Origin of the sequence: Chitinophaga varians, from assembly GCF_012641275.1 — a bacterium.
GTDB lineage: Bacteria > Bacteroidota > Bacteroidia > Chitinophagales > Chitinophagaceae > Chitinophaga > Chitinophaga varians_A.
This window is the reverse complement of the sequence record NZ_JABAIA010000001.1, coordinates 382,067-405,742: the sequence shown is the minus strand read 5'-3', so window position 1 is coordinate 405,742 and position 23,676 is coordinate 382,067. Positions and strand designations below refer to the sequence as shown.

18 protein-coding genes are annotated in these 23,676 nt (G+C 50.5%); 10 read left to right on the top strand and 8 right to left on the bottom strand.

Translation table 11 applies throughout. From position 1 onward, the window contains the following. Nucleotides 1-2 precede the first annotated feature (2 nt). The 5 genes from HGH92_RS01600 (at nt 3) to HGH92_RS01580 (ending at nt 7,948) form a co-directional block, all read left to right on the top strand. Nucleotides 3-1,640, top strand: a complete 1,638-nt coding sequence (locus HGH92_RS01600; protein WP_211092510.1) for a TldD/PmbA family protein — start codon at nt 3-5, stop codon at nt 1,638-1,640. A 10-nt stretch (nt 1,641-1,650) separates the two neighbouring features. Then, nucleotides 1,651-2,985: a TldD/PmbA family protein gene (locus HGH92_RS01595; RefSeq protein ID WP_168869015.1), complete on the top strand. Its 1,335-nt coding sequence runs from the start codon at nt 1,651-1,653 to the stop codon at nt 2,983-2,985. 214 nt (nt 2,986-3,199) lie between these two features. Next, nucleotides 3,200-4,834, top strand: coding sequence for a TldD/PmbA family protein (locus HGH92_RS01590; RefSeq protein ID WP_168869014.1), 1,635 nt, complete (start codon nt 3,200-3,202; stop codon nt 4,832-4,834). A 3-nt stretch (nt 4,835-4,837) separates the two neighbouring features. Beyond that, nucleotides 4,838-6,175 (top strand): TldD/PmbA family protein, encoded by a 1,338-nt coding sequence (locus HGH92_RS01585; RefSeq protein ID WP_168869013.1) that lies wholly within the window; start codon nt 4,838-4,840, stop codon nt 6,173-6,175. Nucleotides 6,176-6,388: 213 nt separating this feature from the next. Beyond that, nucleotides 6,389-7,948 (top strand): glycosyl hydrolase family 28-related protein, encoded by a 1,560-nt coding sequence (locus HGH92_RS01580; protein WP_168869012.1) that lies wholly within the window; start codon nt 6,389-6,391, stop codon nt 7,946-7,948. A gap of 106 nt (nt 7,949-8,054) precedes the next feature. On the opposite strand, the gene HGH92_RS01575 is transcribed toward HGH92_RS01580, so the two are convergent. After that, nucleotides 8,055-8,465, bottom strand: a complete 411-nt coding sequence (locus HGH92_RS01575; protein WP_247654807.1) for a hypothetical protein — start codon at nt 8,463-8,465, stop codon at nt 8,055-8,057. Between the two features lie 102 nt (nt 8,466-8,567). On the opposite strand from HGH92_RS01575, the gene HGH92_RS01570 reads away from it, so the two are divergent. From HGH92_RS01570 to HGH92_RS01560, 3 genes are all read left to right on the top strand, one after another. Further along, the gene (locus tag HGH92_RS01570) at nt 8,568-9,386 is read left to right on the top strand and encodes an alpha/beta hydrolase (protein ID WP_168869011.1); all 819 of its coding nucleotides are present in this window, start codon (nt 8,568-8,570) and stop codon (nt 9,384-9,386) included. Nucleotides 9,387-9,486: 100 nt separating this feature from the next. After that, nucleotides 9,487-9,843, top strand: a complete 357-nt coding sequence (locus tag HGH92_RS01565) for a hypothetical protein (protein ID WP_168869010.1) — start codon at nt 9,487-9,489, stop codon at nt 9,841-9,843. Nucleotides 9,844-9,846: 3 nt separating this feature from the next. Continuing rightward, nucleotides 9,847-10,833 carry a hypothetical protein gene (locus HGH92_RS01560; RefSeq protein WP_168869009.1) on the top strand — a complete coding sequence of 329 codons (987 nt, stop codon included), beginning with the start codon at nt 9,847-9,849 and terminating at the stop codon, nt 10,831-10,833. 174 nt (nt 10,834-11,007) lie between these two features. Here HGH92_RS01560 and HGH92_RS01555 read toward each other — a convergent pair whose 3' ends face one another. After that, nucleotides 11,008-11,724 carry a 3-ketoacyl-ACP reductase gene (locus HGH92_RS01555; protein WP_168869008.1) on the bottom strand — a complete coding sequence of 239 codons (717 nt, stop codon included), beginning with the start codon at nt 11,722-11,724 and terminating at the stop codon, nt 11,008-11,010. A 105-nt stretch (nt 11,725-11,829) separates the two neighbouring features. Here HGH92_RS01555 and HGH92_RS01550 point away from each other — a divergent pair, with 105 nt between their 5' ends. Together HGH92_RS01550 and HGH92_RS01545 are read left to right on the top strand one after the other, a co-directional pair. Beyond that, nucleotides 11,830-12,699: an aldose 1-epimerase family protein gene (locus HGH92_RS01550; RefSeq protein WP_168869007.1), complete on the top strand. Its 870-nt coding sequence runs from the start codon at nt 11,830-11,832 to the stop codon at nt 12,697-12,699. 8 nt (nt 12,700-12,707) lie between these two features. Then, nucleotides 12,708-13,382 carry a hypothetical protein gene (locus tag HGH92_RS01545; protein ID WP_168869006.1) on the top strand — a complete coding sequence of 225 codons (675 nt, stop codon included), beginning with the start codon at nt 12,708-12,710 and terminating at the stop codon, nt 13,380-13,382. 90 nt (nt 13,383-13,472) lie between these two features. Here the strand turns inward: HGH92_RS01545 and HGH92_RS01540 are convergent, their stop codons facing one another. From HGH92_RS01540 to HGH92_RS01515, 6 genes are all read right to left on the bottom strand, one after another. After that, complete coding sequence (locus HGH92_RS01540) at nt 13,473-13,976, bottom strand: outer membrane beta-barrel protein (protein ID WP_247654806.1); 504 nt, start codon at nt 13,974-13,976, stop codon at nt 13,473-13,475. Between the two features lie 61 nt (nt 13,977-14,037). Beyond that, nucleotides 14,038-17,163 carry an efflux RND transporter permease subunit gene (locus HGH92_RS01535; RefSeq protein ID WP_168869005.1) on the bottom strand — a complete coding sequence of 1,042 codons (3,126 nt, stop codon included), beginning with the start codon at nt 17,161-17,163 and terminating at the stop codon, nt 14,038-14,040. A 10-nt stretch (nt 17,164-17,173) separates the two neighbouring features. Beyond that, nucleotides 17,174-18,223, bottom strand: coding sequence for an efflux RND transporter periplasmic adaptor subunit (locus tag HGH92_RS01530; protein ID WP_168869004.1), 1,050 nt, complete (start codon nt 18,221-18,223; stop codon nt 17,174-17,176). Nucleotides 18,224-18,233: 10 nt separating this feature from the next. Further along, nucleotides 18,234-19,739 (bottom strand): TolC family protein, encoded by a 1,506-nt coding sequence (locus HGH92_RS01525; protein WP_168869003.1) that lies wholly within the window; start codon nt 19,737-19,739, stop codon nt 18,234-18,236. Between the two features lie 256 nt (nt 19,740-19,995). Further along, nucleotides 19,996-20,610, bottom strand: a complete 615-nt coding sequence (locus HGH92_RS01520; protein WP_168869002.1) for a TetR/AcrR family transcriptional regulator — start codon at nt 20,608-20,610, stop codon at nt 19,996-19,998. Between the two features lie 206 nt (nt 20,611-20,816). Next, nucleotides 20,817-23,675 carry a tetratricopeptide repeat protein gene (locus HGH92_RS01515; RefSeq protein ID WP_168869001.1) on the bottom strand — a complete coding sequence of 953 codons (2,859 nt, stop codon included), beginning with the start codon at nt 23,673-23,675 and terminating at the stop codon, nt 20,817-20,819. Between the last annotated feature and the right edge of the window lies 1 nt (nt 23,676).

Here is a 23,676-nt window from a genome sequence, read left to right as displayed (position 1 = left end):
ATTTGAAACGTAAAGATTTTATCCAGCTATCCGCAATGGGGCTGGGAGCACTTGTCCTGCCGAATTTTTCCGCTTTCGGCACACCCGTCGACCCATCACGCTTTCTCAATGATGGTATGGACGTAAAACTCAAGAAACAACTGGCAGATGTGGCGCTTAATGCCGCCCGCAGCAAAGGGGCCACGTATGCGGACGTACGCATTGGCAGGTACCTCAACCAGTTCGTCGTAACCCGCGAAGCCCGCGTGCAGAACATCGCCAACGCGGAATCGTTTGGCGTAGGCATCCGCGTGATCGCCAACGGCTGCTGGGGATTTGCCGCTACCAACGTGGTCACGAAAGAAGCCATCGCTAAAGCAGCGGAAAGGGCTGTGGCAGTGGCTAAAGCCAACTCGCGCGTAACCACTACGCCCGTGCAGCTCGCCCCGCAAAAAGGCTATGGTGAAGTATCGTGGAAAACACCCATCGTGCAAAGCGCCTTCACCATCCCGGTGAAAGACAAAGTGGACCTGCTCCTGAATGTGAACAGCATCGCCATGAAAGGCGGCGCCAACTTCGTGAATTCCGCCATCCTGGCCATCAACGAACAGAAATACTTCGCATCTACGGACGGCTCTTATATCGACCAGGATATCCATCGCCTGTTCCCCACTTTTACGGTCACTAAGATAGACCGCGGCAGTGGCAAATTTGAAACACGCAAATCGCTCAGCTCTCCTGTAGGCATGGGGTATGAATACCTGACGCCTACGGCGGACAATAAAGTCGGCGGTATCGTTACCCGTTATAAAGACCGGTACGATATGCTGGAAGACGTAAAAAATGCGACCGCGGACGTGGACCAGAAACTGAAAGCCAAGTCAGTGGAACCAGGCAAATACGACCTCGTGCTAGATCCTTCGCATCTGTGGCTGACTATTCACGAATCGGTGGCGCACCCTACGGAACTGGACCGCGTACTGGGCTACGAAGCCAACTATGCCGGCACCAGCTTCCTCACGCTTGATAAATGGAAATCACGCAACTTCCAGTTTGGCAGCAAGCTGGTCAACGTGGTGGCAGATAAATTACAACCCGGCTCCCTCGGCGCCGTAGGCTATGACGATGAAGGCGTGCAATGTGGCAAATGGGACCTGATCAAAGACGGTGTGCTGGTCAACTATCAGGCTATCCGCGATCAGGCGCATATCATCGGCCTCGATCACTCTCAGGGATGCTGCTACGCCCAAAGCTGGTCTGATGTGCAGTTCCAGCGTATGCCCAACGTGTCGCTGCAGCCCGGAAAAGAAAAACTCAGCGTGGACGATATGATCAAAAACGTGGAAAAAGGCATTTACATCATCGGTGACGGCTCCTTCTCCATTGATCAGCAACGGTACAATTTCCAGTTCGGTGGACAAACATTCTACGAAATCAAGGACGGAAAAATTGCCGGTATGCTGAAAGATGTGGCCTATCAGGCCAATACACAGGAGTTCTGGAACAGCTGCACGGCCATCGCCGACAAGAGCGACTACCGCCTCGGCGGCGCCTTCAACGATGGAAAGGGACAGCCCGGCCAGTCCAACGCCGTGTCCCATGGCAGTTCCACGACCCGCTTTAATGGTGTAAATGTTATTAACACAGCAAGAAAAATCTGATCTAACGCACATGGCTATATTAAAAAAAGAAGAAGCAAAAGCATTACTGCAAAAAGTGCTCGCCCACTCCAAAGCAGATGAATGCGAAGTGTCGCTCCGCGGGGAAGAAGGCGGCAATATCCGCTATGCGCGCAATGCCATTTCCACAGCAGGAGATATCGACAATACCACCCTGTCCGTAACGTCTTACTTTGGTAAACGTTCCGGTACTGCTACCATCAACGAATTTAATGATGCCGCCCTTGAAAGGGTGGTGCAACGCGCTGAAGAACTGGCGCGCCTGGCGCCGGAAAACCCGGAATATATGCCGTTGCGCGGCCCGGCGGATTTTAAGGATTCCAAAACCTATGTGCCGGCAACGGCGGCCATCACGCCGGATACCCGCGCAGACGCCGTGGCCAAAAGCATACAGGTAGCAAAAGAAGCTCAACTGGAAGCTGCCGGTTTTATTGAGAACACTACCAGCTTCTCAGCCATACTCAATTCCAAAGGACTGTTCGCCTACGATACAGACACCAACGTGGTGTTTACCATCACTACCCGCAACAGCGCCGGTACCGGCTCCGGCTTCGCGGCCCGCGGGTATAACGACATCAGCCGGCTTGACACGCTCTCCGCTACCAAAATTGCGGCGGCGAAAGCTAACAGCTCCGCCGGCGCAAAAGCGATAGAACCGGGTAAATACACGGTGATACTGGAACCGGTGGCGGCTACCTATATGCTGGAAAATATGTTCCGTGGCCTCGACGCCCGTAACGCGGACGAAGGCCGCAGCTTCATGAGCAAACCCGGCGGCGGCAACCGTATCGGCGAACAACTCATGGACGACAAGGTGACAATCTACTCCGATCCTTTCCATCCCGATCTTCCCGCTTCCACCTGGAACCGCGATGGTTTCCCCCTGGAAAAAACAGCATGGATAGATAAAGGCGTGGTCAAAAATCTCGTCTACTCCCAGTACTGGGCTAAAAACAAAGGCGTACAACCAGTGCCCCAGCCCTCCAATATCATCATGGAAGGTGGCAACGCCTCGCTGGAAGAGCTGATCAAAAGCACCGAGAAAGGCATCCTGGTGTCCCGCCTCTGGTACATCCGCCTGGTGGACGCGCAAACATTGCTGCTGACAGGACTTACCCGTGACGGAACGTTTTACATCGAAAACGGAGAGATCAAATACCCGATCAAAAACCTCCGTTTTAATGAAAGCCCGGTGATCATGCTCAATAACGTGGAAGCACTCGGAAAAACGGAAAGAAGCATCAGTATTGAATCTTACCGGAGTTACCTGATCCCGCCGATGAAGATCAGGGACTTCACGTTTACGTCTCTTTCTGACGCTATCTAAAAGATTATCTTGATAGAATTGATGGATGTTTTGTTCGCTGTAACTTGTTATCTTTAAGAATAATGAAGACAGCCAACGGGACATCCATTCTTTTTCGATAATACACACGTCACCCAAACTCTTAACACCAAATATGCTCCATGTAACAAAGCTCAACACAACGTACTAATCCCTTATTGCTAACAATCAAGATCACTCCTTTAATCCTGCTATAATGAAAAGAAGAGAATTCCTCCATTACACAGGCCTCGGATTGGGCGCAGGACTGCTGTCCCAGATCCCGATCATCGGAAAAGCGGTTCCGCTGGAAGCTCCCTGGTACACCATCGACGTGGCTAAGAAAAAAGAGCTCGCTGATGTGGCCCTCAACGCTGCCCGCAGCAAAGGCGCTACCTACACCGATGTACGCATAGGCCGTTATCTCAATCAGTTTGTCATCACCCGGGAAGACAAAGTGGAAAACGTGGTCAACACTGAATCCTATGGCATCGGTATCCGCGTGCTGGCCAATGGCAGCTGGGGCTTTGCTTCTACTGACCAGATGGACAAAGACAGCATCGCCCGCGCTGCTGCCACCGCTGTGGCCATCGCCAGAGAGAATGCCCGCCTGCTGACCACTCCCGTACAACTGGCCCCACAAAAAGGTTACGGCGAAGTCAGCTGGAAAACCCCCATCGAAAAAAATGCATTTGACGTTCCCGTAAAGGAAAAGGCAGACCTGCTCCTCTCTGTCAGCGATGCAGCCATGAAAGGCGGCGCTGACTATGTAGGCTCCTTTATGTTCCTCGTAAATGAACAGAAATACTTCGCTTCTTCCGACGGGTCCTATATAGATCAGGACGTACACCGTATCTGGCCTACGTTCCAGATCACCAAGATCGATAAGGCCACCGGTAAATTTGAAACACGCAACGCCCTCAGTTCCCCCCGCGGCATGGGCTATGAATACCTCATTCCCCGTGAATCAGATAAAATACATGGCGTAACAACGTTATACCGTGACCGTTATGACATGCTGGAAGATGCCCGCCAGGCAGGCACGCAGGTAGGGGAGAAGCTGAAAGCCAAATCCGTGGAACCGGGTAAATATGACCTGGTGCTGGATCCTTCGCACCTGTGGCTGACCATCCACGAATCGGTAGGACACCCCACAGAACTGGACCGCGTGTTAGGCTACGAAGCCAATTTCGCCGGCACCAGCTTCCTCACATTGGATAAATGGGAAAGTAAAAAATTCCAGTTCGGCAGCCCGCTCGTCAACATTGTGGCAGATAAAACACAGCCCGGCTCCCTCGGTGCCGTAGGGTATGACGATGAAGGCGTGGCCACCCAGAAATGGGACCTGATCAAAAACGGGGTACTGGTCAACTACCAGGCTATCCGTGACCAGGCACATATCATCGGCCTTAAACAATCTCAGGGCTGCTGTTATTCGCAAAGCTGGTCTGATGTGCAGTTCCAGCGTATGGCCAACGTGTCGCTGCAACCAGGCACTGCTCCGCTTACGCCGGCAGAACTGATCAAGAACGTGGAAAGAGGCATCTTCATCGCAGGCGACGGCTCTTTCTCCATCGACCAGCAACGCTACAACTTCCAGTTTGGCGGCCAGCTTTTCTATGAGATCAAAAACGGTCAGATAGTAGGCATGCTCAAAGATGTGGCTTACCAAAGCAACACCCAGGAATTCTGGAACTCCTGTAAAGCGATCGCTGATAAGCGGGACTACCGCCTCGGTGGCTCCTTCTTCGATGGAAAGGGCCAGCCTTCACAGGTGAGCGCCGTTTCCCACGGCTCAGCGACCGCCCGCTTCAATGGCGTAAACGTTATTAATACAGCTAGAAAAATTTAATATATGCCGATACTCACTAAAGAAGCAGCACAGGCATTATTGAAAAAAGTGCTTGCCTATTCAAAAGCAGACGAGTGCGAGGTCTCTATTTATAGTGGCGATTCCGGCAATGTGCGCTATGCCCGCAACGAAGTGTCCACCAGCGGCGCCAATAGCAAAAGCATGCTGGTTGTTTCTTCCGCCTTCGGGAAAAAACTGGGCACTGCCACCATCAATGAGTTTGATGATGCCTCCCTCGAGAAAGTAGTCAGAAGGGCCGAGGAACTGGCCCGCCTTGCGCCGGAAAACCCGGAATATATGCCGATCCTCGGGCCGCAACAGTATGGAGAAGGCTCCGGTGGCTACAACAAAGACACCGCCGCGATAGATCCGGCCTACCGTGCGGACGCGGTGGCCCAAAGCCTTACCATTACCAAACAGAACAAACTGGTGGCCGCAGGATTCCTCGAAAATACAGTGGCCTCTTCTGCTATGATGAACTCTAAAGGACTGTTTGCATATAACAGTTCCACCGAGATCAATTTCAGTATCACTGTTCGCTCGGAAGACGGCACCGGCTCTGGTTACGCCTCCAAAGCATACAACAATGTAAAGAAACTGGACGCGGCAAAAGAGACCAGCATCGCGGCGCAGAAAGCCAGCGGCTCCAAAGGCGCCAAAGCCATTGAGCCTGGCAAATATACCGTGATCCTGGAGCCTGCCGCTTCCATCGTACTGATCGAGCAGCTCGTCAATAACCTGGACGCACGCAGCGCGGAAGAGGGCAGAAGCTTCCTCAGCAAAGCCGGTGGCAAAACCAAACTGGGTGACAAACTCATGGACGACCAGGTGACCATCTATTCTGATCCATGGCATCCGGATATGCCTACATCACCTTATAACAACGATGGCCGCCCTCAGGAAAAAATCACCTGGATCGAAAAAGGAGTGGTGAAAAATATGTACTACTCGCGCTACTGGGCACAGAAGGACAACGTAAAAGCCATTCCCGGCCCGGACGCTTTTATTATGGAAGGCGGCACCGCTTCGCTCGAGGAGCTGATCAAAAGCACCGAGAAGGGCATCCTGGTGACCCGCCTCTGGTACATCCGCCCGGTAGACCCGCAAACACTGCTGTTTACCGGCCTTACACGTGACGGGACTTTCTATATCGAAAACGGTGTGATCAAACATCCGGTGAAAAACTTCCGCTTCAACGAAAGTCCGGTGATCATGCTTAACAATGTGGAAGCGCTGGGCATACCGGAAAGGGCTGTCAGCGGTGAAAGCAATTCAAGTGCTATCCTCCCGCCCATGAAACTGCGTGACTTCACCTTTACCTCTTTATCAGATGCTATCTGATCTGAGGTTCTAATGATAAAATAAAGAAGGCACACTCTTTTTGAGGTGCCTTCTTTATTTATTGTTCTTACTCTTCTCTCATTCTCACTTTCCTGATAGAAAAATCCTGCTTCAGCGATAAAATTAAAAAAGCTAATAAAATTAGTTTTAAATGCTAATATTATTAGTAAATTCGTGGTGATACCTTTTGTTTTAATTAAATATTGTTAACCTATGATCTTCTCAACAATTGGGCTGTTAAAGCTTACTCCTGGTGCCGCCAATAATGATGTAGCCAATGTATTAGGATATTATGCTCCTGGAGATGGTGGTGGTGGTGATTTTTACTGGGATGACAATTCCACCGCAGATAGTGATAATGGAATTGTATTCCAGGTGTCCGGTATTGCAACCGGAAGGTGGAAAAGACTATTCTCCGGTCCTGTCAATGTTAAGTGGTTTGGTGCCCAAGGGAACAATTCTTTTGACAATTATGCAGCTTTTGCTGCTGTAAGCGGCTATCTGTCAAATTCTCCATATGGGGGCACGATGTATATCCCTGAAGGCAGATATCTTCTTGAGCGGGGTGTTGAGTTTAATCAGCTTGTGGGTGATGAGTCTGCGTTGAGAAGGATTTCTGTTAATGGTTCCGGAATGGGAAGTACAGAAATTATTTTTACGGGAACAGGAAATGCGTTTCGGTTTTACTCGCAATACCAGTCAGCAGTCGTTCAGAATTATTCCATATCTAACTTTAAACTTCGGAAAGAAGGTACTTTACAAAGCGAGGTCGGGATCAAAATCGAATATTCGGCTTTTATGGAAATGCAGAACGTTAAAATTGTCTTCTTTGAAAAGGCGCTGTTGGCCGACAATTTCCTGGGAGCGTCTTTTTATTCCTGTATTTTTAATCAGAACAATTATGGTGTGGTTTTTCAGGGACAACAACTGGCTCCCAATGATATTAATTTGTTCGGTTGTACTTTGGCGGGTAACACAACCCTGGCACTTTATGCCATCGGTGGTGTCACATTAAACATTTTCGGTGGAGATGTAGAAGGCAATGGATGGTTTCCGACAGATGCCAGGCAAGGCGGTATCGTTATAGATACCGGTACTAATCTGATTGGCGGTGGCATATCAGCAAATATACATGGTGTATACTTCGAAGGAAATGGAGGAGCGGCAGATATCATGTACTATGGTGGCAATGGGGCCGGTTTGTCAGTACTAAATGTGTATGGAACAACCTTTAACCGTATCTCTCGGGATACTAACAGATTCGTGGTGAATAATATAGCGGTACAACTTGGAACTCAGCAAAATTCTCCTTCCAGAATAAATGTGAAGGATTGTGCTTTCAGAAGTTTTAATAGCTATGTTCCTGATGCCGGCAGACGTTATATCAATGTAAACACGAATGGAGCTGTATTTAGATTTTCTGATGAGGGTAGCTCCTATGAGAGCAGTATTGAAGTACCCGATATAAAAGGAATAGTTTATAAAGATAATAATAAAGTTGCTGCTGGCGTGGTCTTTAGAGGGGTTGATGCTTCCATAGTCAATAATATGGGAAACATCTCCACAGTTATCAGGAACGGTATTGGTGATTATACCATAAAATTTATAGAAGCATTTTCAGGTCCCTGGTACGCGCCGTTTTTTTCTGGTACCGAACCTGCAATAATATATGTGTTCTCTAGTTTTGTCGATAGTCTGAGGATTAAGGCGGAAGATGGACAAGGAAATCCTAAAGACATCGCTGCTATTTTTGTTACGATAAGCGGCGTATAAACCGCTTAAGCTTTCAATATTGATACAAAAATGTCCAGGCTGCGAGTTAAGAGATTGTCTTAAAGTAATCTTCTGTAGGGTAGTTTACTCTTAAGACAATCTTTTATCACATGATCTCTTCAGTTTCCTTATGCCTGGGTTGATACCAGATGTAATAATACGCCAATATCAACAGCCCCGATACAAACGGCACCAACGCCAGATGTTTGTATGTGACCGCTCCCCATACGGTCAGCATATCAAAGTGGAAGAACTCGCTGATCATCCAGTAGGAGTTGGCCGTTATCCAAAGGGAAATAGCCACATTATGGCATAGCTCCGACATGAACTGCCGCGTACGCCAGGCGATCACCAGGGAAATGATCAGCGTGGGAAAGATCATGGCCACACCCAATGGTTTCCAGATCATACACCAGCTGATATCTTTCAATAACCAGAATACAATATGCAGGTTTTCCATTCTCCGGTAACTCAGGGGGATACTGTATACCGGCGTATCTTTGGTGTCTTCGCGCATGCTGTGTGTCAGATTTTAAGTTGATAAGACCGCAAAAATATAAAAACAGCTGCACAACGGGCATGAAATTTTGCATGAGAATAAATGTTTATATTCGCTGGCATGAACGAATTTTACTGGTCATTCCGGAATACCCGCTTTCACGGCATCAGCTGGATACCTGAGCAATTCAGCCGGGTGATGGTCCTCGTGCACGGCATCGGTGAAGACGTGGGGCGGTACGATCATGTGGCCCGTTTTTTTAACGGGGAAGGATATGCGGTGCTGGGCATTGATCATTACGGCCATGGTAAGAGCGATGGGAAACGGGGCGCTACGCCTGGCTTTGAATACATGTTCGACTATGAAGCGGCTTTTCTGGCTTATGCGAAGGAGTTGTACCAAAAGCCGGTGGTCATGTACGGGCATAGTATGGGCGGTGGCCTGCTCACCGGTTTCCTGTTGCACAGAACACCAGATATACTGGGGGCTGTTATCTCCGCGCCGGCGCTGATCGTCGCCAAACGTCCGGGCAGCTTCCTCCGCGGCCTGCTGCGTGTACTGAACAGGATCGTGCCCAATCTCCGGTTGAACCAGGGACTGGACATCACCAAAATATCGCATGACACGGATGAAGTGGAGAAATTCCGGCAGAACCCTCTCCGGCATGACAAGATGAGCGTGCGCCTGGCCAGTGATATGATACACAACGGCCTTTGGTGCCTGGAACACGCCCGGACCCTGCAAATACGTTCCCTGCTGATTCATGGGGGAGAAGATGAATTCACCGCGGTAGACGGCTCACGCCTTTTCGCGGAAAGGGCACCGGCCAGCCTGCTCACCTACCGCGAATGGCCCGGCGATTACCATGAACTGCATAATGAAATCAACCGGCAGGAAGTACTGCTTTTTGTGGCGGGGTGGTTAAGCGCTTTACGCTAGTGCAGATACCCTGCGTAGTAATCATCTATCTTCACTATAAATAACCGTTCTGTAAAAGGAACCCCAATTCGTCATTCGTCATTCGTAATTGAAATATCCTATGGCCATCAGAAAACGACAGGAGAGTGCCGACCTTACCGTTAACCCGGGATCGGACGTTATCCTCAACATCACCATCGGCAATGCCCAGATCGGCGCCAGCGTGGTACGTTTTGACAAAGACACGGACGCCCTGGCAAAGGGTGAGATCCGTAACCTCCGCCTGGGCACAGCGGCAGACCTGAAAGGCAAAACACTGAAGGTGACCACCAATGTGCTGGACACCAACAGCCTCACCAACGGAATTGTCGTTACCTACGCTTTCAGCACCTGTACACCTTCTGTTATCCTTTATCAGGATGAAGTGAAAACAGACGGAGATATTATGTCTTTTTTGCTGGACTTTAATTTTAAGTAAACCATGAAAAAGTTATTCTGGTGGGTGTTGCTCCTCGCAATCGCCCGCCCCGGCTATGCCCAGTTCCAGGATTCCCTGAAGATATCCGATATGACCATGCCTTCTTCGCCAGGGCTTATACTGGCCGACAAAGCGCCGGCGGCCATCGACAAGCCCACCAACCCTAAAGCTTTTGGGATCAGCCTTATCAACCTGTGGCAGGGCGGGGCGGTAGATGTAACGCCCTATTGGCTCACAAACAAACCGAACCTCACTTTTGAAAAGTACCTGAACAACAATTTCCCGGTACTGCAAACATTCAACATATCGGCGGCCACTTTCAGAACAGACACCACTACCAGTATATCTGCAGGCTTTCGCACACAGGTGTTCCGGTTTTATTACCGCCGTAACCGCGAAGCCATGTTACAAAAGAAAAAGGAAATAGAAGCGCTGCTGGCAGTAGAAGATCCGTCGCAATTGGATACCGTGGCGCTGGCGCAAAAGAACAGGGAGTTGCGCGATATGTTTGATGTGCAGCGCAATAAAGGCCTCGTGATCGTGGAACTGGCAGGTGCGCTGGCTGGCAGCGCGCCAGGCAACCGCTTCAAAGACCTTGCCTCCAGCCGCTCCGGCATATGGACCAACATCCGCTGGGCGCCGGGCAAATTTCCGCTCGACTTCATCGCCCTCGGCCGCTATATCTGGAACAACCAGGACGTCTATACCGGTAGCTTCCCGTATAACAGCCAACTGCTGGACTACGGCCTCTCCGCCAACTATCAGAAAGGCCGCTTCGACCTCTCCGCCGAATATGTCAACCGCCACGATCTGAAAAACGGCCAGCACTACGACCGCCTCGCCTTTGTGACCAACTTCATGATCAGCGACAGCTTCTACGCAGTAGCAGCATTCGGCAAAAATTTCGACCGGATGGATAATATCCTCGCAATACTGGGCATCAAATTTGCGCTGTCTAAAGAAATCGTACGCCTTAATAACGGCCACTAACTAACCCATTATAAATAAGCCCCCGGTGAAATCTTCACCGGGGGCTATCTGTTTATTGTCATGATATAAATCGTTGTTTAAAACCGGGCGTTGTTATACCACCGCATCACAACAGGTTATCGCCAGAGAATTAAACACAACGTAGCCCAGGGCTTCAGCCCTGGAAACCGGAAATTATGGGTTCGTAGACCACATAGACGCCGTCTTCAGCACTACTCTTCTGTTCATCTTCAGTTGCGCTACAATCAGTTCTGCGAGGTCTTCCGGCTGTAATACCTTCTCCGGATTGCCGTCTGTCAGGTTGAGTTCTTTGGCCATGTCAGTGGCGATGGTGCTCGGTGTGAGCGCGCTCACGCGGATATTGTGTTTTCTCACTTCCAGCATCAACGACTCGGTAAGGCCAAGCAGCCCGAACTTGGAGGCGCTGTAGGCGCTGGTGAGTGGGGCGCCGCGTTGGCCGGCGGTAGAAGATATGTTGATGATATCGCCGGTCTTACGGGCAATCATATCAGGCAATACTGCACGGGTCACATAATATACGCCCAGCAGGTTCACCCGGATAATATCTTCCCATTGTGCAGGCGTAAGCTCCATGAAACCGCCGAAAGCAGCAATGCCGGCGTTGTTGATCAGAATATCGATGTTGCCCAGTTGTTGCGTGAGACTGGCCACCGCTTTGTCCACTTCTGCCATCACCCCCACGTCAGCAATAGCGTAGGCTGCCTTCACGCCCATACCGGTGAGCGTTGCAACAACTTCCTGTAACGGGCCTTCGCTGCGTCCTATTAAAGCAATGTCTGCCCCTTCCTGTGCCAGCGCTACCGCTACCGCACGTCCTATGCCCTTGCCACCACCGGTGATCAGCACTTTTTTTCCTTGTAATGATTCCATATGAAACTGCTTTTAAGACCACAAAGATAACACCCATGAAGCGAACGGCAGGCCGGGGAACGCGTTAATTTTTGTTTATCTTCGTTTTTCTAAGGCTTTACACGTATGATAACTCTTTCCAACGATCAACTGACAGTCTCGCTGGCCACCGCCGGCGCTGAGCTGCAACATATTATCCGCAAAGACAACGGACTGGAATACCTCTGGAGCGGAGATCCCGCTGTATGGGGCAAAAAAAGCCCGGTGCTGTTCCCTATCGTAGGCGGATTAAAAAACAATACCTACACGTATAACGGTAACAGCTATACGCTGGGAAGGCACGGGTTTGCCCGGGAAAGCGAATTTGAAGTGCTGACACAATCTACAGAGGAGGTGACTTTCCGGTTGACCGACAATGAGGCCACCCGGGCCGTATATCCGTTCCGGTTCGACTTCCGCGTCCGCTATTCCCTGATTGGTGATACGCTGAAAGTGACTTACCATGTTCACAATACGGACAGTAAGGAGCTTTTGTTCTCCGTAGGCGGCCACCCGGCATTTAAAGTCCCCCTGGTGGATGGCACAGACTATGAAGACTATTTCCTCACCTTCAATAAGACGGAAACTGCCGGCCGCTATCCGCTGTCACCCGGCGGACAAATAGAGCTGCAACCGGTGCCCCTGCTGGACCATACCCAACAGCTGCCCCTGAAAAAATCACTGTTCCTAGAAGATGCCCTCGTCTTTAAATCACTCGCATCAGACGCCATCAGCATCAACAGCGGTAAAACACCGCATGGCCTCACCGTAACATTCAGCGGCTTCCCTTTTATGGGCATCTGGGCAGCGAAGAACGCGGATTTTGTATGCATTGAACCGTGGTGCGGCATTGCAGACAACGTGGCGGCCACCGGTGAACTGACGGAAAAAGAAGGCATCAACCGGTTGGCGCCCGGAGCTTCATTTGAACGTACCTGGACGGCGACCTTTTTCTAAACTACACCATGAACTATAAGATCATCCTGGATGAAGAAGCCCTGAAAACCTTCATCGACTGGCTTCCTGAATGTAACGAACAGGAACAGTACTACGTGTCCCTGCTGGCCCGTACCAAATACCTGGAAGAAGGCCACGGCTTTAAATCAGATAAACAACAACTGAAAAGGTTTACCAGCAAAAAAGAAAACATGCTGGAGAAAATCCGTCAGCTCGAATGCGCTGTAGGTGCCTATACACAGCGGGGAATGCCTATCCCGCAGGAAGCCCTGGCATTGTACATCAGCATCAATCCCCGCGACCTGTGGAAAGCTACCTTTGCTTCACTGGTCACCTTTGCGGAAAATATTCAGGCCAACGCCAGCGCAAAAAATCCCCACCAGGAGGTGATGAGCGCTATTCAGCAAGCCTGCAGCAACAAGTATTATATCGATATCGATGTGGATGCGAAAGATCCGGCCATCCTGGAGAAAATAAAGGAATATGTCAATCCTTCCTGCCTGACAGTGGTGGAAACAAGGGGCGGTTATCATGTGTTGGTGGAACTGGCAGCATTGGACCCCGCTTTGCGGAAATCGTGGTATCCCAATATTATGAAACTGCCAAACGTAGATCAGAGCGGAGACAATATCATCCCGGTGCCAGGCTGTACCCAGGGCGGGTTTACACCGAAGTTTATTTAGTTGTTGGGTTATTTTGATATTTTGTTATTGAGTTAATAGACAACTAAACGAACTCAATAACAAAATATCAAAATAATCTAATAATTAAATTTAAAAATTATATCCTGCTTTCAGGCCCCAGAATCCATGGGTGCCATCTTTAAACCAGGCTTCATATTTACCTTCCACATCCAGGCCCAGTAAACGGATGCCGATGCCCGGAGCAAATAATGCACCCATACCATTGTTGTAATCGCCGGTGAAGTTCACGGTACCGCCTTCTGCTTTTACATACAGGATGGATACCAGGTTGTAGCGAAGGCCCAGTCTTACCGGTATTACTTTAGCAGAAGCATAACTGATATTGTTGTCGCTTTTGCCTTTGAAATACATAAAACCGACAGAACCTACGGCAGTCAGGCCCGCCACCAGTTTTACGTCAGCACCCAGTCCTACGCCAAAACCCGGCTTGTGGGAATTGCTGAAATCACCGGTAGGAAAACCAGCTTCTACATAAGGACCAATACTGAATCGCTTTAACTGTGCCTGCGATTGTTGCGCACAGAGGCATACCGTTAACATGACTGCGATGAACGCCAGGATGTTTCTTTTCATAAGAACAAATTTTCAGAGGAAATGGTGGTAGTATCGTAATAGCCCCAAAAATAAGGAAGAATTACGAATTCAGCACTGCTTCCTTCGGAATAGACAGCTGATGCCCATGTCCGTTGCCGTTATACTCCGGTGATACCGGGGGCTCAGCAACTATTTTCGGGGGAATCAGCTTGTATACCACCGGCGTAACAATCCTTGACAACAGGGTGGAACTGATCAGGCCTCCTATCAATACTATGGCCAGCGGCGCAATCATCGGGTTGGTAGAGATGGCGATAGGTATCAGTCCCCCGATGGCGGTCAGCGATGTTAACACGATTGGCAGAAACCTGATTTCGCCGGCTTCCCGTATCGCCTCTTCCAGTGATTTGCCCTGTGCCCGCAACTGGTTGGTGAAATCCACCAGCAGAATGGTATTCTTCACTTCAATACCCGCCAGGGCAATCAATCCTACAATGGCAATAAAGGAGAGTGAATTGCCGGTCAGCCACAAGGCCACGGCAGCGCCTACAATGCCCAGCGGAATCACAGACAACACGATCAGCGTACTCTTGAAAGTCTTGAACTCCAATACCAGCACAGCAATGAACAGGAAGATGGTCACAATGATGATACTCATAAAACCACCGAAGGAATTGTTCCGGCTTTCCACTTCACCGCCCATTTCATAGGTATAACCTTTTGGCAGTTGCAGCTGGTCCATCTGCCGGATAACGTCATTGATCACACGGTCTGGCAGGAACCCTTTTTTTACAAAGGCACCCACGGCCACCAGCCTGTTTTTCTCCTGATGATTGATGCTTAAAGGGGACGTCTCCAGTTTCACGCTGGCCACCTGCGACAGCGGAATGGCGGTACCGGCCGCATTGTTGACATACAGGTCCCGGAACACGTCCAGCGTAGGCTTGCCGCTTTTTTGTTTGGTGACAAGGATATCGTAATCGGTATCGTTTTCGTCATTATACCTGCCGAGGTTAATACCGGCGATGGCTAAACGTACTGCCCGGTCTATATTGACAGTGGGGATGCCCAGCTGTTGCGCCTTTTCGCGGTCAATGTTCACCCGGATGTCTGATTTCAGGGTGCTGACAGGATTGTTGATATAGATGGTGCCGGGCGTTTTCTCCAGCATCCTTTCCACCCGTGCGGCCAGTGTACGCAGGGTGTCCAGGTTATCGCCAAACAGCCTTACTTCCACGGGGGCGGTAATGGGTGGGCCCTGCTCAAAATTTTTCACTTCCACTTTGGCGCCGGGATAAGGTGTCCATTTTTTCCGGAGTTTTTCGATGAGGGCCAGTTTGTCATCCGGGCTGGTGTTCTGGTCCAGCTGGATGAACAGCTGAGCGTAGTCGCTGTGCTCATTTTCCTGTACTTCGTTGTAATAGATACGGGGATTGCCTTTCCCGATATTGCTGGCCACATAGCGGATGCTCTTTTCCTGCTTCAACTCTTTCTCCAGTTTCTCTACGATGCTGTTGGTATAGGCAAGATTGGACTGGGGCGGCGTCAGTACGTTGATCAGGAACTGTGGTTTCTCCGAAGCGGGGAACAGGCCAAAGCCTACCGCTTTCATGAGCACCATAGAGCCGCCGAACAACACCAAAGACACGAGAATGGTCAGTACCGGGCGGTGCAGGGCTTTGTCCAGCAGCCTGGCATAACTGCCATGGATCAACTTTTTCAGCAGGCGCATAAAGATGTTGCCTTCCGGGTGGCCGCTATGCGTTTTCAACAAACGGCTGGCGAGGAATGGAATGATCGTCAGTGACACGACCATGGATGCCAGTACGCTGAAAATCACGGCCAGCGGCATGCTGCGGATAAAGTCGCCGCTACCTTCCGGTAAAAACACCAGCGGCATGAAGGCGATGATCAGCGTAGCGGTGCAACCAATAACGGCCATGCCTATCTGAGAAGTGGCTTTCAGGGTAGCTTCCATGCGGGAGTGCCCTTCCAGCATCCAGCGTTCTATATTTTCAATCACCACAATACTGTCATCTACCAGCAGGCCGAGGGCCACTACCAGGCCTACGATGCTGAGCTGGTTCAGGTTGTAGCCGAAGAGGCGCAATAGTACAATGCCAATGGAAAGGGACAACGGAATAGAGATCATCACGATGAGGGCGGGCCGCTGCCCTAACGGCAACAGGGTAAACGCCACCAGCGCGATCGCGATCAGGAAATCTTTGCCGAGGCCGCTCAACCGGTGGTTTACCGCGTCTGCCTGGTCAAAGTACTGCACCATGTCTATGTTGGCAGGTAATGTCTTTTTAAACTGCTCGATCACCGGTTTGTATTGCAGCTGCGTTTTGCTGATGTTCTCTCCGGCTTTCTGTGCGGCAGATACGCTCACGCTGCGGTGCCCGTTGAGCCGTGCAAAATACTTCTCATCTTCAAAACCATAATACACTTTTGCGATATCTTTCAGGAAGATGTTTTTGCCATTGGCGGCGGTAACAATCGTGTTGTTGATCTCATCAATGTTTTTGTAGTTGCCGCTGGTTTTGATGTTGAAGCTTTTATCGCCCGCATCGATGCTGCCGCCGGGGATATTGGCCATTTCGCCCTGGATGGCGCCCATGACGGTGCTGACGGGGATGTGCAGCTGTGCCATCTTGTCGAGTTCCAGTTCCACGCGTACCTGCTGGTCGGGGAGGCCGTGTATCTTCACATTTTTCAGGCTGGAAACTTTTTCCAGGTCTTCCTGTAATTTTTCGGCATAATACCGCAACTTATCTCTGGAGGCATTTTCTGATATCAGTGCTACCTGGAGCACATTTACATCAGAGGGCTCCAGTTTTTTTACCTCGATGCTGTAGATGTCGGCCGGGAGCGTGGCTTTTTTGTTGTTCACCTCTCTGACCAGCTCCTGGTATTTCTGGTCTACGTTGGATTCGTATTTGTATTCCACACGCAGTACGGCCACGCCGTCGCTGATAGCGGTACGGAGCCGTTTGATATCAGCGAGGCCGTAGATATCTTTTTCGAGTGGGTCTACTACCAGGTCTTCCATGTCTTTGGGACTGGTGCCGGGATAGATGACCACGACGGTAAACTGTGGAGCCTGCATTTCCGGGTCTTCGGAGCGGGGCATATTGAGGATGGTTGTGATGCCGAGCACAATGATCATCAGGAAGATGACGAGGGTGAACTGGTAGTTCTTGACGGCGTAACCGGATATTTTCATGGCAGTAGTGTTATTGGATGATACGGATACGGGATTCGTCTTTCAGATAGGCGCTGCCGGAGATGATCAGGGACCGGGCCTGTTCCATGCCCTGGCTGATGAGCACCTGGTCTTTTTCCATGCCGGCGATGGTGACGGGGATGCGGTGGGCGGTTTTGTTGTCATTGGTCACAAACACATAACCGCTGTTGCCGTTGCCATCGAGCAGGGCTGCATAAGGAATGCTCCAGGCAGTGCCGCCGCCAGTGCCGCCCGTGGTGATGTGGCACCTGCCGAACATACCGGTGGCAATGGCGGCGGGCTTGCTGCCGCTGAGTTGTACGTCTATCACGAAGGTGCCGCTGGCGGCGTCAATGCCTTCTGATTTGCGTGTTACGCTGCCGGTAAATGTTTCACCTGGCAGGGAAGGGGTTTCAACGGTGGCTTTGTCGCCGGTGCTGACTTGTGCCCACTCTCTGTCAGTGACGCCTATACGAAGCAGCCAGTGGGCGCTGCGGGCGCCGTTGATTTGTAGGACAGCGGTGCCGGCTGAAACAAACTGGCCGGGGTTGGCGAGTTTGCGGAGCACATAGCCGTCCTGGGTGGCGCGGATGGCGGAATAGCTTTTGTTGAACTGCGTGGAGCTGAGTTGCTGCCGGGCCATGTCCAGCGCGGTCTTGCTGTTCTGCAGCTGTTCCAGCGTGGCCACGCTGTCATTGTGCAGGTTAAGCGTACGCTGATAGTCGCGTTGCGCTTTTTCAAATCCCAGCTGCGCCTGTTGCACCTGTGCATCTATCTCGGTCATGTTCAGCGTAGCCAGCAACTGTCCGCTGCGAACGGCATCGCCTTCTTTCACAAGGATAGTATGGATGATGCCATTGGTTTTGAAAGAGAGGTTCACTTCATCGTCGGTGGTGAACTGCCCGGAGGCATGGATGGATACAGCGCTGCCGTTTTTTTCCAGCGGTATCACTTTTACCGGTATCACATCGGTGCTGTCTGCATTATTGGCCGCGGTCTTTTTGTCGCCGCAGGCAAAAAACAGCAAGGAGAGCGGAAGCAGGAGAAAAGTATTTTTCATGAAAGAATTTTTATGGTTGAACGGATTCGATATTGTAAGAGGCTTGTGCACGTTCTACACCGGCGTATGCCGTTTGTACGGCGGCCTGTGATACTGCCATCTGTAGCTGTGCCTGTGTGAGCTGGTTTTGCGCATCTACCAGTTCTATGTAGAGCAATTGCCCTTCCTTGTATACTTTCAGCTGATCGCGGTAGTAACGCTGTGCGAAAGACAACTGGCTTTCTGCGGTGGTCAGGTTACGCAGAGCAGTGCGATAGTTATTACCGGCCTGGTATAGCTGTAACTGCAATGCGTCTGTCGTTTGTGCGGTGGCGTTCTCAATGGCCTGTATGTCCAGCGTGGCCTGCTTAATGCGGTATTTGTACTTATGAGAGCCAAACAGGGTCCATTCAAGGTTTACACCAAAGAGATAGTAGCGGGACTTGTCATCAAAACGGAAGGCGGTAGACTGTGATCCGAGATCAAGGAAGGTGCTCAGGCGCGGGATGATATAGGCTTTCTGCAATTTTTCGTTTAGGCGGTACGCGGTAGCGGCGCTTTTGTATTGCTGCAGCTCTTCTCTTCCGCTGATATTATTGCTGCCGGCGAGGGGAGCAGGTGGGTTGACCAGCAGGCTGCTGTCCAGCGCGATGTCCCGGTTCAGGTCGCGGTTCAGCAGGAAGTTGAAATATGCCTGCGCATTCTGTTGTTCATTAAGCGCCTTGCTGATGGCCGCATCTGTTTTTTCCTTTTCGGTCTGGGAGCGGTATAGGGCGGTATTGTTACGGACACCGTTACGTACCATGCTTTCATTGATACGGATGCTTTCCTGTATCAGCGATAGGGCATTGCGGTAAATGGCCACTACCTGGGATGCCTGATAATACTGGAAGTAGGCGGTTTTGATGTCTTGTACCAATTGCCGTTTGTATACGTTGACTGCCGCCTGTTGCCGGGTCAGTTCTTCCTTTTTGATCTTCTGGTTGTAGTAGATCTCGGCATTGATCAACGGAAGACTGGTCCTGAATTTGGCATCATAGAAGTTGTCAGGGTTCAGCAATACGGACACGTTGTCTACCTGTGGAAACTGATGACTGTTGGTCAACTGGTTCAGGCTTGCATACACGGGGTTCAGCAGGTCGCCGATAGGCATATCGATAGTACGGCCGCCGCCGGCTTTGGTGTAGTTGCCCATAAACGTTATGTTGGGTCCAAAGAGGCTTTTGGCCTCCTGCAGGGCTGCCAGTGATTTGTCGAGCTGAAAACGCTGGTCTTTGAGGCCTTTGTTGTTGCTGAATGCCTCCCGGATATATTCGTCGAGAATACCGGCGGCATGGTCAGTATGGGCACTGCTGCTGTCATGGCCGGGCTTTGCCGGGAGAACTGCCACGCCGTCGGCAGCCGGGTACGACATACCGGGGGCTGCTACCAGGGCGTTTTGAGGAGAAATTCCTTTCCCCGCATATTGAGCCATCACACTACATCCCGCGACCAGCAACGGTATTAACATTGCTCCTTTTGTGATGATTGTTGACATAATGAACGGTGTTTATTTATCTTGAAAAAAATAAGCCCGAAGGGCTGCTATTGTCAATGTTTATATACTGAACAGTGTTTAATGCTGATGCTTTAAAAAGGCCTGTGGGCCTTTACTGCTGCTGTCAGCAGCGTAGTATGTTTTTTTTGCAGTTTCGTTTTTCGCCGTTATCAGTCCGGATCTTTTTCCTTCTTCATCATCGGGATATTCTTACCTGAATTCATCACTTCACCAACAACACGCCTGTTTTACTTCCTCAATACTTTATTACGTCCAGGTATTCCCTGATGGAATCATCAATACTTACGTTCAGCGTTTTATCGGGCAACTTACATACCTTCAGCCGTGAACGAAGGTCCAGGCTGATCAGGCCGTGCGCAAAGGCCCAGATAGACATCGCAGCGACGGTCGGGTCTTTGAAGCGTATTTTTTTCTTCTCGATACATTCCGCTACCAGGTTATACAACGCGTCATATGCAGGATCGCCGTTCTCCCATTTCTCTTTTTCATGCTCTGCATTCATGGGCGCTTTGATGATAAACATCAAATCATATAGCTCCGGGTTTTGCCGGTAAAAACCAACATAGGCCCATGCCAGCTGTTCCAGCCGCTCCAGCGGGTCTGCCGCGGTAAGGTCACGCGCAAAATGCTCCGACAGCGTGCCAAAAGCTTCCTTCTGCACGTCGTATAACAGCTCGTCTTTGTCTTTGTAATACAGGTAAATAGTGGCAGGGCTGTATTCTATCCTGTCTGCTATGTTTCGGATAGATACTTTCTCGTAACCCTCTTCCACAAACATCTTGATCGCTGCGTCCACAATGCGCCTGCGCATATCTGCCCGCTCACGCTCTTTTCTTTCTGCAATGCCCATGTGAGAATGTTTACGCTGCAAATATACTGAACGGTGTTTAGTTTCCAAATTAATAGTCAGAAATTTTTTCTGGATGGCAGTAAGCTATTTTAAATGAGCTTCCTACATATTTTACTTTTGTATGTAGGGAGATAGACAGGCATGCTTCCCTTAGCATTTCCCGGGGTAGGCGCAAGTCATTAACTATTTCAGGTAATGGGACAGCTCTAAAACTTCCGCTGAAACACCAGGTAGATATCATACTGGTTCTGATAATCGGTATTGGTGATCTTCTGATTGATCCACGTACCGAAAAGTCCCACGGTGGTACGGTACCGGATCACCTTCTGATAACCGGTGCCTACGCTGTGCGTCAGCAGGCCCGAAAGCTCAGGGAACCGGATCAACCGGCTACGGTCATCAGGAGAAGTACCAATACCCGCTATCAACGTCACAAAATCCTGGTGGTTGTTCATATAATATCGCGTGGTCAGATTAAAGGCGGTATAAAAGTCGGAAGACTCGCTGATAAAATACGCCCGCAAATTCACCCAGAAATCGCCGAAAGGCCGCGCTACAGAGGTCACCCCGGTGAAACTGTTGGAACTGTCAAGGTTCAGGTAACGTGCTCCCAGTTCCACTTCTATCTGGTTGTGAAAAGTCTTGAAAATAGAATAGGCTGCCCGCACTTTCGGAAACACATCGTAATTGGAATAAGCCAGTAGTCCATAGGAATACAACGATGGCCGGTGCGTATAATACAATTCTGCTTCTCCCTGTATCCCGTTGCCGGTCTGCCTTCCGGCATAGTTCACCCGGAAAGCGTAGGACCCTCTTTTGAAATAACGCCGGTATTCTACTGTGGCGATATTGTACTTGTTACTGGAAAAATCATAGGAAGAATTCAGATAGTACAAGGCAAACTGATTTTTCAGGGTCTTGCTTTCCAGCATGTACAGGTAATCCCTGTTGGGCGTGCTGGGGTCCAGCTGTACTACGGAATCCATCGCCAGCGCGGCGGCTACATAGTCTTTTTTATTTTCGAGCGTATTGGCCCGTTTCAGCAGAAACGTTTCATGACGGGGATAATAATGCAGCGCCTCTCCGGCATATGTCAGCGCAACATCATAATCCTGCTGTTCATTGTTGATATTAATGCAATACAACAATGCCAGCGTATCTTTTGGATTGAGTGCCAGCACGCTGTTATAGGCTATGAGTGCGCTGTCGTGCCGCTGGCGCTGCTGATAGGCCCTTCCGGCAGCCATCTGGCTGGTCATAAAGGCATTTTTGTATTTAACGGTATAAGGGTATTTGTCCATCAGCTTTTGTGTGATGACGGAAGAACCGGCATAATCTTTCATGTCATACAACACGGACGATTTTTTCAATAGCAGGTCGCGGTCATCAGGATAAGCCTCCAATGCCTTGTTGGCATACAGCAACGCGCGGTTCAGATGACCGGTGGCGCTTTGCAGGTTGATCATATAGTTCAGCGCGTCCTTATTGGTTGGTTCCAGGGCTAGCACCTGTTCCAGCTGTTGTTTGGCCGGATCGTAATCCTCTGACTGCATCAGCGCCCTGGCATTGGTCATGCGGATGTCCGCCAGGTTGGCTTTGTAACGAGGGTCGTCAGGATTGCGCGTGGCCAGATCGGCCATCAGGGCGGCGGCTTCTTCATGCCTGCCGCTGCCTGCCAGCAGACTGGATTTCTTCAGCTTCAGCCGCTCGTTGTCCGGTTCATAGGCTAATGCCTGGCTGAGGATGTCCAAAGCTGCGCTGCTGTCTTTTTGCGACAGGTAGGTATTGGCCAGCAGGTCAAGTACGGCGGTATTATTGGGGCTCAGTTTCCGGGCGGCCTCCAATGCTGTGAGCGCCTGCTCGTACTGCTGATCGGCCAGGTAGTCGCGGCCGCTGTTCAGCTGCAGCCCCACCAGCCGTTCTTTCAGCTGCGGATTAGGCGACTGCTGGTACAACCTGGTGGCCAGCTCCGCGGCGGCGCTGTATTTTTTGTCTTCTTCCAGCATATCGGTTTTTAACGCCAGCAAACGATGGTCATTGGGACTGCTGCGAAGCCCCTGGTTGATCCAGTCCATAGCTTCCTGCCGTGATCCACGCGCCATGCTGTGCCCGATCAGTTTGTCCAGCGCATCACGACTGTGGCTCCGCTCATATACTGACTGGTACAACGAGTAGGGGTCGGCGTTAGTATAGTACTGTGCGGCTTCCATGCGCAGCGAATTCTCCATGGAACGGGCCTTGCTGTCGCCCGGATATTTGCGGATGATTTCCTGTAATACAGACAATGCTTCGGTATAGGCGTGCATGTCCTGCAGGATGCCCAGTTTGCGCATCAGCAGATTATAGGAGTTGGGGTTAACAGATAATTCACTGTTGACCTGCTCCAGCGCGCTGGTATACCGGCTGCCCTTCAAATCAGCGGCCAGGCCGCCTTCCTTGGCTTCATCATTCAACGGGTCTGCTTCCAGCGCTCTGTCAAAACTTTTACGCGCCATATTGGTATTGCCGGTCTGTTTATAATAGCGGCCACTGATCAGGTGGTGTTCTATGTAAGCTTTTCGTATAACCGTATCTGTTGGATATTTGGTAAACATCAATCCGGCGTAGTTGTCAGCCTGCATCACTTTATGCTGTGCGTCCAGGATGCTGAGCTTTTTCAGCATCAGCTCCTTGCTGCCGGGGAAATAGGTTAACGCCTGTTCGGTGTAGCGCAACGCTTCATCATAATGCCCGGTGGACAGTTCAATATTAATAGCATAGCTGTAAGCATCGCGGTACCGGGGATTCTTCGTCAGCACCTGTTGGATATATTTGCGAGCGTTGTCATACTGTTTGGTTTGCAGGTACAGTTTTCCCAAAAGCAACTGCTGGTCAATAAAGTCGGGCTGCCTGGACAGCGCCTGCTGTGACAGCTCAATAGCTTTATCGTAATGCTGTTGGCGGGCTTCCCGGACGGCCTGTTTATACAGCTCTTCCGGCGTGGCCTTATGCTGAAAGATCTGTGCGGACAGCTGCAGCGCTGTGCACAGTAACATCATAGACATCAGGGATTTCAAGACAGTCATA